A 16,637-nucleotide genomic window follows, 5' to 3' on the forward strand; every position below is an offset into this window, starting at 1 on the left:
ACGGGCGCGGGGCGAACACCGTCGACCGGGATGGGCCCGGTGCGACACGACCACGGAGGTGCGGAATGCCGTTTGTGACCACAGACGATGGCGCGGAGATCTTCTACAAAGACTGGGGCAGCGCCGACGCGCAGCCGATCGTGTTCCACCACGGGTGGCCGCTGTCGTCCGACGACTGGGACGCCCAGATGCTGTTCTTCCTGGGCCAGGGCTACCGCGTGGTCGCGAGCGACCGTCGTGGTCACGGTCGCTCGTCGCAGATCGCGACCGGGCACGACATGGACCACTACGCGAGCGACGTCTCCGCCGTCGTCGAGCACCTCGACCTGCGCAACGCCATCCACATCGGCCACTCCACCGGCGGCGGCCAGGTCGCCCGCTACGTGGCGAAGTACGGCGAGCCGCAGGGGCGCGTGGCGAAGGCCGTGCTCGTCGCCGCCGTGCCGCCGCTCATGGTGAAGACCGACGCCAACCCCGAGGGCACCCCCATCGAGGTGTTCGACGGCTTCCGGTCCGCCCTCGCGGCGAATCGCGCCGAGTTCTTCCGCGCCGTGGCGGCCGGGCCGTTCTACGGCTTCAACCGCGACGGCGTCGAGGCCTCGGAGCCGGTCATCCAGAACTGGTGGCGTCAGGGCATGACGGGCAGCGCGCTCGCGCACTACGAGGGCATCAAGGCGTTCTCCGAGACCGACCAGACCGACGACCTCAAGGCCATCACGGTTCCGGTGCTCGTGGCTCAGGGCGACGACGACCAGGTCGTTCCCTACAAGGATGCTGCCCTCAAGCAGCACGAACTGCTCGCCAACTCGACCCTCAAGATCTACGAGGGGTACCCGCACGGCATGCTCACCACGCACGCCGACGTGCTGAACGCCGACCTGCTGGCTTTCATCAAGGAGTAGCGGGAGAAGCGACCCGCTCGCTCAGGCCCGCCACCACTCGTCGAAGGGGGTGGCGGGCACCGTGCGCTTGTGGCGTGTGGCGAGGAAGCGCTGCTCGATGGCCTCGGCGACCTTGTCGGCCACCTCGCGGCCCTCGAGGTAGTCGTCGATGTCGCTGTAGGAGAGACCGAGGTTGCTCTCGTCCGTCTGTCCGGGCGTGAGGTCGAGCAGGTCGGCGGTGGGGGCCTTCTCGTAGAGCCGGGCGGGGGCCCCGAGGTGCTGCAGCAGCGCCTTGCCCTGACGCTTGCTGAGCCCGGTCAGCGGGGTGATGTCGACCCCGCCGTCGCCGTACTTGGTGAAGAACCCGGTGAGCGCCTCGGCCGCGTGATCGGTGCCCACGACGAGAAGGCCCCGTTCGCCGGCCAGGGCGTACTGCGCCACCATGCGGGTGCGGGCCTTGACGTTGCCCTTCGCGAAGTCCGACATCGCGGTGCCGGTCGCATCCGCGTAGTCGCGCACGACGCCGTCGACCCCGTGCTCGATGTTCACCACGACGCCGGGCGCCGCGTCGATGAAGCGCAGCGCGAGCTGGGCGTCGTCTTCGTCGGCCTGCACGCGGTAGGGCATGCGCACCGTCACGAACTCGGCCTCGACGCCTTCCTCCCGCAGTCGCTCGACGGCGAGCTGGCACAGCCGCCCGGTGAGACTCGAGTCCTGCCCTCCGCTCACCGCCAAGACGAACCCCTTGGCCCCGGTCGTCTTGAGGTAGTCGCAGAGAAACCCGACCCGGCGCTCGATCTCCGCCCCCGGGTCGATCTCAGGCTGAACGTCGAGCTCGTCGATGATGTCCTTCTGAAGCGCACGCATACCCCGATTATCCTCGCTTCGGGCCGCGTCGCCGACACCGATTCGCGGGCTAGGCGGTGCCCCGGACGGCGGCGCGGATGCGGTCGAGGGGGAACTTGGGGGAGCGGTCGGCGTAGAGGAGGCCGTTGGTCTCCTGGCCGGTGTCGGTGAGCTGGGTGTAGCAGAAGCCGGCGAGCGGCTCGGCCGAGCCGACGGCGACGAGGATGGCGGTGACCTGCTGCTCGAACGCCTCGGTGTCGCGGGCACTGGAGTACCCCCAGTCGCCGGCGGCGCCGGTCGCGAGGCTCACCCCGCCGAACTCCGTGAGCATGATCGGGCGGTCGGCGTGCGACCGGTCGCCGACGACGAGGCGCCGCCCGGCCGGCCCGAAGCCGCCGATCATGCGGTCGAGCTCCTCGCGGTCGCCGTAGCGTCGGGTGAGCACGGCCGGGTCGGCCTCGTAGTCGTGGATGGTCATGATGTCGGAGTCGGTGTGCTCCCATCCGTCGTTCGAGATCACGGGCCGGGTGCCGTCGAGGGCGCGCGTGAGGTCGGTCACCGCGCGGCTGAACGCGCGCTGCCGCGCGTCGTGGGCGATGTGCTGCACACCCCAGCTCTCGTTGAGCGGCACCCAGGCCACGATCGACGGATGCGACTGGTCGCGTCGCAGCACGGCCGTCCACTCCGAGACCAGCGCCGTCACCGACCGCGGGTCGAAGGCGTAGGCGCTCGCCGTCTCGCCCCAGAGCATCAGCCCGAGGCGGTCGGCCCAGTAGAGGAAGCGCGGATCTTCGGCCTTCTGGTGCACGCGCGCCGCGTTGAAGCCGAGTTCGAGGATGAGCTCGACCTCGCGTCGCAGCATGCCGGCCGTCGCGGCGAGGTGCGTCGCGGGCCAGTAGTTCTGCGCGAGCACGGCCCGCAGGGTGACGGGCCGGTCGTTGAGCAGGAGCGCCCCCGCCGCCACGGTCACGCTGCGCAGACCGAGGTAGCTCGACACCGCGTCGAGGGGGTGCAGCTCCGACGCCCCGCGCACCGTGACGGTGGCGCCGATGAGCGTCGGCCGGTCGGGGCTCCAGAGCAGCTCCTCGTACTGCTGGCCGTTGAGCTGCCGGGGGATGACGAGCCGCACCGAGACCAGTTGTTGACCGAGACTCTGCACCGATGTCGAGGCGATGACGTCACCGTCGTGGCGGAGTGCCACCTCGACCGTCTCGGCGCGGCCCACGGTGCCGGAGAGCTCGATCTCGGCCTCGACGGTCGCGGTCGCGGCATCCGCTCGCCAGACGATGTCTGCGACCGAGACCTGGGGCACCCACTCCAGCCAGACCGGCTGCCAGATGCCGGTGGTGCGGTGGTACCAGATGGCGTGCGGCTCCTCGCGCCAGTCCTGCTTGCCGCGTAGCACCGAGACGTCGTCGGGGCGATCGACGGCGCGCACCACCACGGTCACCCGGCCGTCGAGGCCCGCGCCCATGGAGTCGTCGACGAACGACGTGATGTCGGCGTCGAAGGGGGTCTGCCCTCCGGAGTGGGTCGCCACGAGCGAACCGTTCACCCAGACGCTCGCGTCGTGGTCGACGGCCCCGAAGTGGAGGAGCACCCGCCCGCCCGCTCCCGGCACCGCGCCCGCCTCCCGCAGCTCGGCGGCGCCGAAGGTGCGCCGGTACCACGCGGCCTGGTGCAGGGCGGTGTCGCCGATTCCGGATGCGGGCGACTCGGGTGGGAACGGCACCTCAATGCTCTGCCGGAAGGGCACGTCGTCGTGCTCGTACCGCAGCTCGTCGTCCCACGCGAAGTCCCAAGCCCCCGACAGCTCGCACCACGAGGCGCGCACCAGCTGGGGTCGCGGGTAACCGACGTCGAGCGTCGTGGCGTCGGGCGGCGTCATCCGGTCGCCCCTCTGCGACCCGGTCACGGGAGGAGCGTCGACGCCGGTGAAAGTGGTCGAGACGGTCATTGCGCTGGTCCTTTCGTGCTGGCGCGGTGGGCTATCGAGAACCCGACCGTGTGCATGCCCGGCTCGGCCGGCTGGGCGAACAGGAGATCGATGGCCTTCGTGACGAGCTCGCCGGTGTGGGGTGAGACGCTGCTGAGGGCGGGGGTGGCGTACCGCCCCTCCTCGATGTCGTCGAAGCCCATCACGGCGACGTCGTCGGGAACTCTGACCCCGGCCGTGGCGAGCACGTGCATCGCACCCAGCGCGAGCAGGTCGTTGAAGGCGAAGACCGCATCGGGGCGGAGGTCTTCGCTCAGGATGGTGCGGGCCGCACGCGCACCGTCTTCGCGGTGGAAGCCGTCGACGGGGAGGATGAGCGACTCATCGACCTCGATGCCCGCCTCGTCGAGTGCCGCGCGATAGCCGGCGAGGCGCAGCACCGCCGTCTCGTTGGGCCCGTGCTGCTGCGCGCCGATGGCGACGATGCGGCGGCAGCCGAGCTCGATGAGGTGCTCGGTGGCGGCCTTGGCGGCGGCGGTGTTGTCGACGGTGACGTGCGGGAAGGCGCTGTCGCCGATGTGCTCGCCGAGCAGCACGAGCGGGGTGCTGTCGTGCCGGCCCTCGAGCTCCTTCGCCCCGAGCGCGAGGGGGCTCATGATGATGCCGTCGACCGCGGTCGCGCCGATGCCCTCGCTGATCTTGCGTTCGACGTCGGCGAGGCCGTCCGTCTGGTTCACCAGCACCGTGATGGTGCGAACCTGTGCCTCGCGCACCAGCTCGGCGGCGAGCTCGGCGAAGTAGGGCTGGCTGAGCTCGGGCACGGCGAGGGCGATCATGCCGCTGCGACCGCTCCTCAGCTGCCGGGCCGCGGCGTTCGGCCGGTACCCCACCTCGACCAGGGCGAGCTGCACCCGTTCGCGCAGCTCTGCGGTCACCCAGCCGGTGCCGTTCACCACGTTCGAGACGGTCTTGGCCGAGACCCCGACGCGATCGGCAACGTCTTTCAGTGTGGGCCGCCCCATCGCCGACCTCCTTTCCCCATCGAGAGCATTCCGACGATAACCCTCACGGTAACGCCTTGTTCAACGATTACCGTTCATGTATAACGGTATTCGTCGCTTCGTTCAACGTTGAACGACCAATCTGAGGAGAAGTCGATGAAGACACAGCACCGGCGCCGTTCCCGTGAACGGGGTCTGTTCCGCACCATCCGCCCGCTCACCGCGATCGCGGCGCTCAGCATCGCGGGCCTCGCGCTCGCCGGGTGCACCGGTCAGGGCTCGGGAGGCGGGGGAGGCGACGAGACCGACGCCTCAGGCAAGGTCACGCTCGACTTCTGGAACGGGTTCACCGGCCCCGACGGCCCCGCCCTCGAGAAGGTCATTGACGACTTCAACGCCTCGCAGGACGAGGTCGAGGTCACCGCGAACATCATGCCGTGGGACACCCTGTACCAGAAGGTGCTCACCTCGGTCGCGGGCAGCGATGGCCCCGACATCATCGCCATGTCGGCCTCGCGCATGCCGCAGTTCGCCAGCCAGGGCCTGTTCGAGGGGCTCGACGACTACTACACCGACGACGCCCACGACTCCGCAGCCCTCGCCGAGACGGCGGTCGAGGCATCCGTGTACGACGGGGTGAACTACGGGGTGCCCGTGAACTTCACGCCGATGATGATGTACTACAACAAAGACCTGTTCAGCGCCGCGGGCCTCGACCCCGAGGCCCCGCCCGCCACCTGGGACGAGCTGGCCGCGATGGTGCCGAAGCTCACCGTCGACGACAACGGCGACGGCAAGCCCGAGCAGTACGCCCTCGCCATCGCCGACCACGAGACCGTGCCCGTCATGGCATCCCTCCTTTGGGGCACGGGCGGTGGCATCACGAACGCCGACGGCACCGAGTCGACGCTCGCCGACCCGGCCTCGATCGAGGCGCTCGACTTCTGGGTGTCGCTCATCCGCGACCAGAAGGCCACGCAGATCGGCATGTCGGGCGCCGACGCCGACAAGCTGTTCCAGACCCAGAAGGCGGCGATCGAGATCGTCGGCCCGTGGATGACGACCGGGTTCGACGAGGCGGGTCTCAACTACGGTCTCGCGAAGCCCCCGGCCGGTCCGAGCGACGAGGCGGTGCTCGCCGACGTGGTGTCGATGGGTCTGCCCGCCGGCACGAGTGACGCCAAGAAGAAGGCGGCCTACGAGTTCTTCGCCTACTGGAACTCGGCCGAGGGTCAGACCACCTGGGCTGACGGATCGGGCTTCCCGCCGAACCGAGCCGACGTCGCCGACAAGGTGACGGCGAGCCCGTACCCCGCGATCTTCGGAGCCGAAGACGTGACCAGCGTGTCGAAGACGCTCCTGCCCGGCATCGCCGCGGGCGGCCCGATCATGGAGACGATCTTCAACCCCTCGGTGCAGAAGGCCCTGAACGGTGAGGGATCGGTGCAGGACATCTTCACCGCCGCCTCCGAGCAGGTGCAGGCCGAACTCGACAAGTGATCCCTCGGAGGGCGGGTGCCGAGTGCATCCGCCCTCCGGAAAGGCCCCTTCCATGACGACGACGTCGACAGCCGAACCCCGCGTGCGAGCCCCGCGCGCCGACACCTCCCCGCCACGACGGCGACGGATGAGCGTCACCGCCCGGCGCTCCCTCACGGCCTGGCTCTTCCTCACGCCGACCCTGCTCATCCTCATCGCCTTCACCGTCTACCCGATGGTGCAGGCGGCGTACCTGTCGTTCACCGACTACAACCTCATCAGGGCCGCCCAGTGGGTGGGGCTCGACAACTACATCGAGCTGCTCTCTGACGACGCGTTCTGGAACGCCTTCGGCAACACGGTGCTCTACGCCGCCGTGGTCACCCCGGTGACCGTCGTGCTCGCCTTGGCGTTCGCGCTCATGCTCAACCAGGCCTTCGTGGGTCGGGCCTTCGCCCGCACCGCCATCTTCCTGCCGTTCATCGTGTCGCTCGGCATCATCGCCATCGCCTGGGCGTTCCTGCTCGACCCGAACATCGGCCTGCTCTCGCACTGGCTGAGCCTCGTCGGCATCGTGCCCGAGCAGGGCTGGCTGAGCGACCCGCGGTACGCCATGGCCGCCGTGATGGTGGTTGGGGTGTGGAAGAACGTCGGGTTCTACATGGTGATCTACCTGGCCGGGCTGCAGTCCATCCCGGTCGACATGTACGAGGCGGCGCGACTCGACGGCGCCGGGGTGTGGCAGCGCTTCCGCAACGTCACGCTGCCGCTGTTGTCGAACCAGACGCTGCTGGTGTCGGTGCTGGCGCTCATCGCGACGCTGCAGGCCTTCGACCAGATCTACGTCATGACCCGCGGCGGGCCCTTCTTCCGCACCGAGACCCTGGTGATGCTGGTCTACCGCGAGGGCTTCCAGGAGCTCCGCTTCGGCTACGCCTCCGCGATCTCGTTCGTGCTGGTGCTGTTCGTGTTCGTGCTGTCGATGGTGCAGTTCGGCTACCTCCGACGGAAGCAGGTGACCTACTGATGGCCACGACGACACTCGACCCCGCCCCGCCGCGGCGCCCGAGCGCGGCTCGCCCCGCGCCGGCGAGGAGCCGTGCCGCCAGCTCGCGCCGCGCCGCCTCGTGGCTGCTCGCGATCACCTCGATCGCCATCGGCCTGCTGATGCTGCTTCCCATCATCTGGATGCTCTTCACGGCCTTCAAACCCGAGAGCGACATCGTGAGCGCCCCGCCCACGCTCTGGCCGCGCGAGCTCACACTGGAGCACTTCGCCGAGGTGTGGGAGCGCATCCCGTTCGCCCGCCTCTACGTCAACACCATCGTCTTCGCCGGCAGCGTCACCGTGATCTCGCTGCTGTTCGACTCGATGGCCGCCTACGCGCTCGCGCGCCTGCCGTTCAAGGGCCGCGCGGTGGTGATGGTGCTCATCCTGCTGCTGCTCATGCTGCCGTTCCAGGTGACGCTCATCCCGCTCTACGACATGCTGAACGGCCTCGGGCTCACGAACACGCTGCCCGGACTCATCGTGCCGCGCATGACGAACGCGTTCGGCATCTTCTTCCTCACCCAGTTCTTCCTGTCGCTGCCGAAAGACCTCGAAGAGGCGGCGCGGGTCGACGGGGCGAGCGAGTGGCGCATCTACTGGGGCATCATCCTGCCGCTGTCGCGCCCCGCGCTGCTCACGCTCGGGCTGTTCCACTTCCAGTACAACTGGAACGACCTGCTCTGGCCGCTCGTCATGTCGTCGTCGGTGGAGACCTCGACGCTGCCCGCCGGTCTCGCCCTGTTCATGGGTCAGCACGTGGTGGAGTACGGCCTGCTCATGGCCGGGTCGCTCCTCGCGATGCTGCCCGTCATCCTGTTCTTCCTCCTCATCCAGCGCAGCTTCGTGGCGGGCATCGCCACCACGGGGCTCAAGTAGACGAAAGGATGCCGCGTGAGCGACACCCCCTGGTTCCGAGACGGCCGCCTGCACTACGGGGTCGGCATCGAAGACACCTTCATTCCGCAGGAGTCCCTCGGGCACCGCAAGCTCGACGAGTACGAGCTCACCCAGCACTATGCGCGGTGGGAGGGCGACCTCGAGCTGGTCGCCGCGAGCGGTGCGGAGTTCGTGCGCTGGGGCATCCCGTGGTACCTCGTCGAGCCGCAGCCCGGTGAGTTCGACTGGTCGTGGGTCGATCAGGTGGCCGAGAGGATGCGCGGGCTCGGCCTGCGCTGCATCGTCGACCTCATGCACTACGGCACGCCGCTGTGGCTCGAGAACTCGTTCCTCAACGCCTCCTACCCCGAGCGGGTCGCGGCCTACGGTCGCGCGGTGGCGGAGCGCTACCGCGACGTGTTCACCGACTTCACCCCGCTCAACGAGCCCGTGGTCAACGCGGAGTGGTGCGGTGAGAACGCGAAGTGGCCGCCCTACCTCTCGGGCCACGACGGTTTCATCAAGGTGACGATGCAGTTGGCGCGGGGGATGGTGCGCACGCAGCAGGAGATCGCGGCCGTGCATCCTGAAGCGGTCTTCGTGCACGTCGACGCCGGGTTCCTCTACCGGGGCGAGGGCCTGCCGCCGTCGTCGTCGCTGTCGCGGGAGCTGCTGGAGGAACGCCGGTTCGTGGCGCTCGACCTCGCGACCGGACGGTTCGACGAGAACTCGGCGCTGCATCCGTGGCTCACCGGGCACGGGGTGACGGAGGCGGAGCTGCAGTGGTTCCGCGACAACCCCGTCGTGCCCGACGTGATCGGCGTGAACTACTACCCGCACTTCACCACCGGCGAGTTCGTCGACGGGGTGCTGAAGCCCGTGCACAACGACGGCGGGGGACTGCGCACCCTCATCGAGCTCTACTCGCGTCGCTACGGCCTGCCGATCGCGGTCACCGAGACCTCACTGGTCGGCACCCCCGCCGAGAAGATCGACTGGATGCGCGAATCGGCCGAGGTGCTCGCCGAACTGCGCCGAGAGGGTCACGACATCGTCGGCTTCACCTGGTTCCCGTTCTTCTCCATGGTCGACTGGCTGTACCGCTTCGACCAGCTGAAGCCCGACGACTGGATGCTGCACTTCGGCATCGTCGACCTCGTGCGAGGAGCCGACCTCGGCCTCGAGCGCGTGCGCAACGAGGCCTTCGAGGTGTACCGGGAGTTGGCGGAGGGGGCTCGCCAGGGCTGACGCGGCCCGCCGGTCTGAACCAGGGCGGGAGCCGGGCGGAGGCTGCGGTTCGCGGATAGTCGCACGGGTATCGCCCACTATCGCTCGACTGGTGGTAGGCACAGAGGTACTTTCCGGACGCGAGAAAGGACTCACCATGTCCGACACCCAGAACATCAGTTCAGACCCCTTCGCGAACGCCTCAGGGCCCGAGGGTCACTCCATCACCGACTGGACCGATCTCGGCCGCGAGATGTGGTCGTACCTCACCGGTCGCGGTGCCGCCGTCAACTACAGTTTCATCGACATGACCGTTGAGGTTCCGCGCGACATCGGTCCGGATGCTCCGCGGGCGACCTGGAAGCTGAACGGCACGCTGCGGGTCACCACGAGCGACGACCAGGCGGCGGGTTCCGACCCGCATCGCGGCAGCTGAGGGCGGCGTCGTCATGGTTCGGCTCGACATCGACCTGACGTTCTCCGAGACCGAGCTCGCTGCGGGTGCGGGTGCGGGTGCGGGCGACGACGCCGCGGGCCCGGCTCCGTTCGAGGGCACCGTCACCGCGTCGGGCACCGAGGTGCGGATCGTGGTCAACGATCCGTCGCGGCTGCCCGGGAACGGGCGGCGCTCGCTGGCCGAGCTCACGGTGGTGGCCGACGCCCTCGCCGCGCGCGGCATCTCGGTGCGGCTCGACGGACCCGACGGGCCCATCCTGCAGCTCGGCGACGTGCGCTCCAGCCGGTTGCAACGGCTGGTGACGGGCTCGCCGCACATCAGGCTCGGCTCGCTCGCGGCCGTCGCGCCGCTGCTCGTGAGACGCACGAACGGGCGCGCCCTCACCTTCCCGGTGCCTCCCACCACTCCGCTGCCGCTGGTGCCGACGGTGAACCGCTTGGTGCGCCGCCGGGTGACCACCACCCACTACCTGCCGGGCTCGGGGCGGCCCCGGCTCATCTTCGTGATCGGCTCGGAGAACTGGGACGGCAGGCCCCCGCGCGAGTTCGACCTGCTGCCCGACCGCACCGTGATCGGCTCGTCGCCCGACGCCGATCTTCAGCTGCCCGGGCTCGCCCCCTTCCACGCCGAGGTGCGGCACGAAGACGACGACGAGTACGTGCTCTACGACATCGAGCCCACGGGTGGCGGGCACGCGCGCGAGGACGGCCCGGTCGGCGGAAGGCCGCCCCGAGGTCGCATTCTGCGCACCGGCGCGCGGATCGACCTCGGCGACTGGAAGCTCGCCTACTTCCGCGAGGAGTTCGCCGACCACGGCCGTCCCTACGGAGGCCGCCTCGGTGGCGAGCTCTCGCGCCAGCGCAAGCAGCCGCCGCGCGGCGGTCCGTCGCCGCTCGGCGGGCGGGTGACCGACCCGGATTAGAGCGCGGGTTGCTCGTCGGGTGGCGGGGCCGTCGACCGCCGGGCGCCACGAGTGCTCAGCGGCATAGGTCCGAGGGTGGCAACGGCCCGAGCGTGGCGGTCTTCCCGGGCGTGGTGTTGTTCCGGCGTGATGCTGTGGACGCGTGGTGGCGAGCGGCCCGAGGGGCTGCTCGGGACGGCTCCGCGGCCTGACCGCGATCGGTCGCCGTCCCGGGACGGCGCTCTTGCGAGCCTGAATTGAGCGTGTGCGCAGCACGAGCCGTGGAGTGGGGCGAATGCGTGCTCCTCCCTGATTCCGGACGTGCGGCGACATCAGAAAGGTGGCGGCTCATCGCGGCCCGTGTAGCCCGACCTTGTCGGGTGTCGGCTCGCGCCGGAGGCCGACAAGGTGGGGAACCCGGCTGAATCGGTGGGCGCGCGCATCTCGTCGGCGTGCGGGAGGTCTGCGGTGACGCCGTGCGGGAGGGGTGGGTTGCTGAAGGAGTGGGACTCGGGGGTGGTGATGTACGTGGAACCGCGCGGGCTGAGCCAGGTGAGGGTGCGGGTGCCGTCTCGGGAGGCGAGGACTTTCCAGCCGCCCTCGTGCTTGAGGTGGTGGTGGCGGGAACAGAGGTGCGCCAGGTTGGCCGGCGTGGTTCGGCCGCCCTCGCTCCAGGCCTTGGTGTGATCGAGTTCGCAGCGGTCGGCTCGGCGACCGCATCCGGGGAAGCGACAGGTTCCGTCGAGCAGGGACAGTGCCGTGCGCACGACGGGAGAGGCGCTGTAGCGGTTCTCCGCAGCGACCGCTCCGGCTCGGTGCGCTGTCGACGCGTCTATGAACTCGGAGTCCGAACTTGCCCGGTCGACGGCATCGTGATCGCGGTGGCGACCCGCACGATCATCGGGAGACGACATCGACGGCGCGTTCCGCGATGGTGCGGCACCGGCTCGCTCACCGAGGTATGTGGGCATCGCGCCGCTCACGCGGTGGCGAGTGATGATGGTCGGGGTGCCGGGTGGTCCGGCTTGAGCTCGGAGGTGGGTCGGGGCGGCGGCGGCGAGCATCCGCGCCGGAGACGGGTCGATGGGGCCGTAGCCGTGCAGTGCTGCGGGGGAGTCGTCGGAGCCCTGCAGAGTCGCTGCAGACATCGTGACCAGGACGGTGGGGGTGACTCTGGCGCCCTCGGCGCGGCCCAGGATGAGGTCGGTGAGCACATCGCTCCGCCGCTGCGCGTGCGTGCGGCCGTCGCCGCCGTTCGCGCTGCCGTCGCTGCCACTACCGGCGCCGTCACACCCGCCGCCGTTCGCACTGCCATCGCGGCCGCCGGAGGCGCCGTCGCCGACACGGGAGGCGCGGGCCACCCGGTCGATGAGGTCGTCGATGGCCAGGGCGTCGAGGGCGGGCAGGTGGTGGAGGATGGTCGCCATGCCATCGCAGTCGGGGAGGAGTTCGACGTGTCGCTCCTCGAGGGCGGCGCGGGTGCGCACCACGATCGATTCGGGGTGGAGTCGTTCGCGCAGGCGCCGGGCGCGGTCGTCGAAACGGTGCGGGGGCAGCGCCTCGGCGTGCGGAAGCAGTTCGCGTTCGAACTCGCCCCGGAACTCCTCCGGCACGGTACCGGCGTGGCTGACGACGGCGCGAGCATGGGCGAAGGAGATCGAGCCGCGTTCGAGGCTCTCGAGTGTGAGGGGGAGTTCGGTCACCAGACGCTCGCTGTCGGCGAGGAGTCTGCTCGTCGCCCGCTCGCTACGCCGAGTCGCGCAGGCGACCTCGACGACCAGTCTGCGACGCGCCCATTCGCGCCCGGCTGCCGTCGCCGCGGTGCCGTCCGACCTGGCCATGTGATCGGCGAGCTCAGACAGGGCTGCGACCTTCCTCACCCTGAGTGCCTCCGCTGCGGCGACCTCCGCATCCGACTCGATCAGCCGGCGGAGGGCAGCGTCGAATTCAGCGCCGAGGCCCTCATCCGCGTCGACCGGATGAGGCTCTGCGCGGAACGCGACATGCCTGCTGTTCATGAGGATAAGTCAACCAGCACCCACCGACATCGGGCGCGCATCCGTCAGTGCCGGCTGAGACGGCCGAGGCGATTGCCGATCGCGAACGCCGCGCCGACGGCCCCGAGTGCGGCCAGCACGAGGCCGAGCACCATGGGCCCTGTGGCGATGTGGAGTGCGCTGCCGAACACGGGCGACCCCAGCGGCACGAAGGCCGGCTGGGAGAACGATACCGATTCCGCTGGCGCGTACGCGCCGTCGAAGGTCGAGTAGGTGAACGAGAAGCCCGCTGATGCCGCCACCCACCACACCGCGATCCCCGTCGCGAACACGACGAGCGAGACGAGTCCGATGGCGTCGATGCGGGCGATGCGGCTCATGCACCCATCGTAGACACCTGTCGAGTTGTCGTCGACGGATGCGCGACCGCGCATTGCACGGAGGTTGCGTCGGGTACGAGACGGCACCGGGGCGGGTTCGGCGTCGCCACACTGGAGCTGTGAACGAGCACCCCACACCGCCGGCGCCGCGGCCCGCGCCCGCGCGCCGCGCCCCCGCGTGGCTGCTCGAGTTCGCGCGGAGGCCGCTCCGGGTGCGGCCCGATCGCATCCCGAGGCCGCTGGCGGTGGTCGTCGTGGTGCTGTGGGCGGCGTGGATCGCGATCGCCGTCGCGCTGCTCGTGCCTGGCGTGATCGCGCCGTTCGGCGACGACCCCTTCGGGGCCGACTCGTTCCGCGCCGCCACCTCGGGGGTGGGGGAGAACTCGCGATTCCTCGTGGTGTGGAGCGTGCTGCTCGGCACGAGCGCCCTCGTCGGTGCAGCCGCCGTGGTGCTGCTGCTCCTGCGCGCCCGCCGCGGTGCGACGGTGGGCGCAGCGTTCGTGGCGTTCGGCTCGTCGCTCGCCCCCGTGTTCTTCCTCGTGACCGCAGGTGCCTCCGGCGGCCTCGCCCTCACCCTGCTGCTCACCGCGATCGCCACCGTCCTCACGGGCGTCGCCGGCGCGCGCCTCACCGCTGCCACGGTCGCGGGCGCACGCGCACCGGCCGCCACCATCACGGGCGCACCGGCCGCCGCGACCGCGGGCCCGCGTGCGCGTGCCAGTGCCCCCACCACGGCCACCGCCACCGCGGGGGCCGAGCGCGCGGGCGCCGGTACCGCTGCGGCCGCCGGTGGCTCGGCACCTGCAGCCGCGCGCCGCCCCCGCACCCTCCTCGTCGCCCTCGCGGGACTCGCGACCGCCGCGACCTGGGTGCCGCTGTCGCTCGACGGCTACACCAGTGCGATACCGCTGTCGCTCGTCTCCTCGTACACCGTGCTGGGGGTGAGCGCTGTCGCCGTCACGGGGTTCGTCACGCTCTCCGGGGTCGCCGCAGCGGCGGAGTCGGCGAACGCCACCGCGGGCACGCTCGACCGCCGCGCCCTCCCGCCCGCGCTCACCGCGGCGGTGCTCGCCGCGGTCGCGGTGCTCCTCGTGCTGCGCTTCGGCCCGCTCAACGAGGTGTTCGGCGAGCTCGAGTCGGAGCTCTGGAGCCTCCGCACCTGGAGCTCCTGGCCCCACGCCCTCGTGCTCGCCCTCCTCATCGTCGGCTTCGCGCTGCGCTCGACCCGTCGCCCCTACGCCTCGCGGGGCCAGCGCGCCGTCACCGTCATCGTCACGCTCGCCGCAGGCCTGTCGAACCTGGTGCTCGTCGGCGCCGCCGTCATGCTCTTCGTCGTGCTCCTCGTCACGGGCACCATCACCGACCCTTCGTCGCACCTCGGCTGGATCCATCTCGCCGGTCTCGTCGTCGTGCTCTGCCTCCTCCCTCTCGCGGTGCTCCCGCGCTTCCGCGGCACGACCGGCCGGGTCGGCGCCGTCGTCGGCCTCGTCTACCTCGTGCCGATGACCCTCAGTCTCACCCTGCAGCTGCGCGACACCGACGTACCGGCGTTCTGGGCATCGCCCACGCAGGTGGTGGTGCTGCTCGTCGCCCTGGTCGTGGTCGCCTTCGTCGCCGGAGAGCTGCGCCGCGCCAGGGGCCTCGCCCCGCTCCTCGACCGCGGCATGCTCCTCCGCCTTGCGGTCATCCCGGTGGCAGCCATCCACGCGGGCGAGCTGCTGCCGGCCGTCTGGTCAGACGCCCTCGACCGCCCGCTCGTCGTCATCCTGTCGCTCGCGGCATTCCTCTTTCTCAGCCCTGCTCCGGTGACGGATGCGCGCACCACCGCCCGCAGACTCGTCGCCGCCAGCACGCTGCAGCTGGCCATCCTCGGCACCTTCGCCACCACGCTCGTGCTCGACTACGACGCCGAGATGTTCACCGTCGTCGCCGTGATCTGGCTCGCCGTGCCGGTGAGCGCGGTGCTCGTCTGCCGCGTGCTGCCGACCGCCGGCCCCCGCGCGGCAGCACTGGCAGGGCCGTCGGCGCCGGTCGCAGCGGCTGCGCCGCCCGCGACCCTGCCCTCAGCTCCTCGCGAGCACGACTTTGCCGATACTCTGCCCCGACTCCACGACGCCGTGGGCCTCGCGCAGCCCGGCGGCGTCGATCGGCGTGATGACCCGGGTGACCGTGCTGCGCACCGCCCCGGAGTCGACGAGCTCGGCCACCGAGTCGAGTAGGCGGTGCTGCTCGATCTGGTCTGCGGTGCCGAAGGTCGATCTGGCGAACATGTACTCCCACGAGAACGACAGCGCCTTGGGCTTCAGCGCTCCGACGTCGAGCCCGGTCGGGTCGTCGATCGCGACGATGCGCCCGAACGGCTTGAGCACCTCGACGAACAGCTCGAGGTTCTCGCGCGTGCGCTGCGTGCTGAACACCCAGTCGACGCCGTCGGGCGCGATCGACGCCAGTTGCGCCGCGAGGTCGCCGCTGTGGTCGACGACGTGATCGGCGCCGAGCTCCCGTACCCACGAGACCGTCTCGGGCCGCGACGCGGTGGCGACGACAGTCACCCCCGTGATCACCTTCGCCAGCTGCACGACCATCGACCCGACCCCACCGGCCGCGCCGAGCACGAGCAGCGTGCCCCGGGAGTCGCGCCCCAGCCCGAGCTGGTCGACGAGCCCTTCCCATGCCGTGATGCTCGTGAGCGGCAACGCAGCGGCCTCGGCAAACGACAGCGTGCGGGGCTTCGTCCCCACGATGCGCTCGTCGACCGCGTGGTACTCCGCATCCGTGCCCTGGCGCACGACGCTGCCGGCGTAGAACACCTCGTCGCCGACCGCGAACAGCGTCACCTCGGAGCCCACGGCCACGACCGTTCCCGCCGCGTCGTACCCGAGCACCCCGCCGCCTTCGGGAGGGGTCGCGGAGGCACGTCGCTTGACGTCGACCGGGTTCACCGACACGGCCTCGACCCGCACCAGCAGGTCGCGCGGCCCCGGCTCGGGCACCGCGATCTCGACGTCGACGAAGGCATCGGATGCGCTGAGCGGCCCCGCCGCAGGGTAGACGACAGCGCGCATGGTCGACGGCACCGCAGCACCCGTCGCCCCCGGCACCTCCGCGCCCATCACGCCACCAGCTCCGCGAGCGCCTTCTCGATGCGCCGCTGCCTCGTGGCCTCGGCCTTCGCCCCCTCCACCGAGAGCACGATGCGCCGCTTGTTGCTGTAGGACAGCGCGGCGAACGCTGCGGCAGCATCCGCATCGCCCGCCAGGGCCTCGGCGAGGTCGGCGGGCACCTCTACCTCGCGCGGCTCCTCGTCGACCTGCACGTCGACCTCGACCGTGTCGCCGGCGGCGACACCGGCCCCGGCGCGGTTCTCGGCGCTCAGCGCGATGAGGAAGCGTCCCGTGTAGAACACGATCGAGCTGCGGTAGCTGTAGTCGCCGATGGTCACCACCACCGGGATGCGCTTGCCGCGGTCGAGCGCCTCGACGACGCTCTCGGGCACCGGGATGCCCGTGTTGTTCTTACCGCTCGCGAGGATCGTCGCCTGGAACTTCATACGCCCAGTATGGACGACACGACCGACACCCGGGCAGCGCTTTCACGAACCGCCAC

Annotated in this window: 14 protein-coding genes; 7 read left to right on the top strand and 7 right to left on the bottom strand. The window is 70.5% G+C overall.

The window, feature by feature from the left end; genetic code table 11:
• Nucleotides 1-65: 65 nt before the first annotated feature.
• Entirely contained in the window at nucleotides 66-902 is an 837-nt protein-coding gene (locus tag HL652_RS05955; protein ID WP_171704442.1) for an alpha/beta fold hydrolase, read from the top strand.
• Nucleotides 903-923: 21 nt separating this feature from the next.
• Here the strand turns inward: HL652_RS05955 and nadE are convergent, their stop codons facing one another.
• From nadE to HL652_RS05970, 3 genes are read right to left on the bottom strand one after another with little or no spacing between them, the layout of a single operon-like run.
• On the bottom strand, nucleotides 924-1,748 hold the full coding sequence (gene nadE / locus HL652_RS05960; RefSeq protein ID WP_171704444.1) for an ammonia-dependent NAD(+) synthetase: 825 nt from the start codon (nucleotides 1,746-1,748) through the stop codon (nucleotides 924-926).
• Between the two features lie 49 nt (nucleotides 1,749-1,797).
• Complete coding sequence (locus tag HL652_RS05965; RefSeq protein ID WP_371743585.1) at nucleotides 1,798-3,684, bottom strand: glycoside hydrolase family 2 protein; 1,887 nt, start codon at nucleotides 3,682-3,684, stop codon at nucleotides 1,798-1,800.
• Nucleotides 3,681-4,685, bottom strand: coding sequence for a LacI family DNA-binding transcriptional regulator (locus HL652_RS05970; RefSeq protein WP_171704446.1), 1,005 nt, complete (start codon nucleotides 4,683-4,685; stop codon nucleotides 3,681-3,683). The genes HL652_RS05965 and HL652_RS05970 overlap by 4 nt, the downstream gene beginning before the upstream one ends.
• A 135-nt stretch (nucleotides 4,686-4,820) precedes the next feature.
• Between HL652_RS05970 and HL652_RS05975 the strand changes: the two genes are divergently transcribed.
• From HL652_RS05975 to HL652_RS06000, 6 genes are all read left to right on the top strand, one after another.
• On the top strand, nucleotides 4,821-6,164 hold the full coding sequence (locus HL652_RS05975; RefSeq protein ID WP_171704447.1) for an ABC transporter substrate-binding protein: 1,344 nt from the start codon (nucleotides 4,821-4,823) through the stop codon (nucleotides 6,162-6,164).
• A 52-nt stretch (nucleotides 6,165-6,216) separates the two neighbouring features.
• Nucleotides 6,217-7,170, top strand: a complete 954-nt coding sequence (locus HL652_RS05980) for a carbohydrate ABC transporter permease (protein WP_171704449.1) — start codon at nucleotides 6,217-6,219, stop codon at nucleotides 7,168-7,170.
• Nucleotides 7,170-8,069 carry a carbohydrate ABC transporter permease gene (locus tag HL652_RS05985; RefSeq protein ID WP_216604022.1) on the top strand — a complete coding sequence of 300 codons (900 nt, stop codon included), beginning with the start codon at nucleotides 7,170-7,172 and terminating at the stop codon, nucleotides 8,067-8,069. The genes HL652_RS05980 and HL652_RS05985 overlap by 1 nt, the downstream gene beginning before the upstream one ends.
• Nucleotides 8,070-8,084: 15 nt before the next feature.
• Complete coding sequence (locus HL652_RS05990) at nucleotides 8,085-9,317, top strand: family 1 glycosylhydrolase (RefSeq protein WP_171704451.1); 1,233 nt, start codon at nucleotides 8,085-8,087, stop codon at nucleotides 9,315-9,317.
• 136 nt (nucleotides 9,318-9,453) lie between these two features.
• Nucleotides 9,454-9,732, top strand: coding sequence for a hypothetical protein (locus HL652_RS05995; protein ID WP_171704453.1), 279 nt, complete (start codon nucleotides 9,454-9,456; stop codon nucleotides 9,730-9,732).
• 13 nt (nucleotides 9,733-9,745) lie between these two features.
• Entirely contained in the window at nucleotides 9,746-10,675 is a 930-nt protein-coding gene (locus HL652_RS06000; RefSeq protein ID WP_253743672.1) for an FHA domain-containing protein, read from the top strand.
• 311 nt (nucleotides 10,676-10,986) lie between these two features.
• Here HL652_RS06000 and HL652_RS21670 read toward each other — a convergent pair whose 3' ends face one another.
• From HL652_RS21670 to HL652_RS06020, 4 genes are all read right to left on the bottom strand, one after another.
• The gene (locus HL652_RS21670) at nucleotides 10,987-12,672 is read right to left on the bottom strand and encodes an HNH endonuclease signature motif containing protein (protein WP_253743674.1); all 1,686 of its coding nucleotides are present in this window, start codon (nucleotides 12,670-12,672) and stop codon (nucleotides 10,987-10,989) included.
• Nucleotides 12,673-12,716: 44 nt separating this feature from the next.
• Nucleotides 12,717-13,031, bottom strand: a complete 315-nt coding sequence (locus tag HL652_RS06010; protein WP_171704454.1) for a hypothetical protein — start codon at nucleotides 13,029-13,031, stop codon at nucleotides 12,717-12,719.
• Between the two features lie 2,063 nt (nucleotides 13,032-15,094).
• The gene (locus HL652_RS06015; RefSeq protein WP_253743823.1) at nucleotides 15,095-16,144 is read right to left on the bottom strand and encodes a zinc-binding alcohol dehydrogenase family protein; all 1,050 of its coding nucleotides are present in this window, start codon (nucleotides 16,142-16,144) and stop codon (nucleotides 15,095-15,097) included.
• A complete protein-coding gene (locus tag HL652_RS06020) occupies nucleotides 16,144-16,581 on the bottom strand; it encodes a YdeI/OmpD-associated family protein (RefSeq protein ID WP_171704456.1) in 438 nt (145 codons plus the stop codon). Before HL652_RS06020 ends, HL652_RS06015 begins: the two co-directional genes overlap by 1 nt.
• Between the last annotated feature and the right edge of the window lie 56 nt (nucleotides 16,582-16,637).

The sequence above is a fragment of the Herbiconiux sp. SALV-R1 genome, from assembly GCF_013113715.1.
Lineage (GTDB): Bacteria > Actinomycetota > Actinomycetes > Actinomycetales > Microbacteriaceae > Herbiconiux.